This window comes from Oleiphilus sp. HI0080, from assembly GCF_001635135.1.
On the sequence record NZ_LWFU01000107.1, the window covers coordinates 1 to 414 of the forward strand.

General features: G+C 54.6%; 1 protein-coding gene. It reads right to left on the reverse strand.

The annotated features are described in order from the left end of the window. Positions 1 to 405: enoyl-CoA hydratase/isomerase family protein (locus A3751_RS01305; RefSeq protein WP_369821217.1), on the reverse strand; the 405-nt coding region annotated here is incomplete at its 3' end. Positions 406 to 414 lie beyond the last annotated feature (9 nt).

The window sequence follows — 414 nt, forward strand, 5'->3', positions numbered from 1 at the left end:
GCCTATGCGCGTCACAACAAAGGGTGCAATTTGCGCTGGCGGAATACCTAAACTGGTTTCTGGCAGGCCAAACTGTGTCGACTCTAAGCAGATCGCGAGATCTGAGATGCAAACGAGGCCAAACCCGCCTCCTAACACAGCACCCTCTGCAGCGACAATGAGTACCTGCGGGATTTGATTGGCGAAGGTAATCATTCGGCCGAACTCTCGATTGAGCGCATAGAACGGATCCTCTTCGCCTTCAGCTCGGGAGCCCATTGCTGCGCGCGCATTGGCCATATCTTTGATATCGCCGCCTGCACAAAAGTGGCCCTCGGCGCCACGCATGACCACCGCACGAATGGTTTCGTCGTTCTCTATCGCCTTGAAGACGGACATCAGTTCCTGAACCATCCGTAAGCTCATTGCATTTCG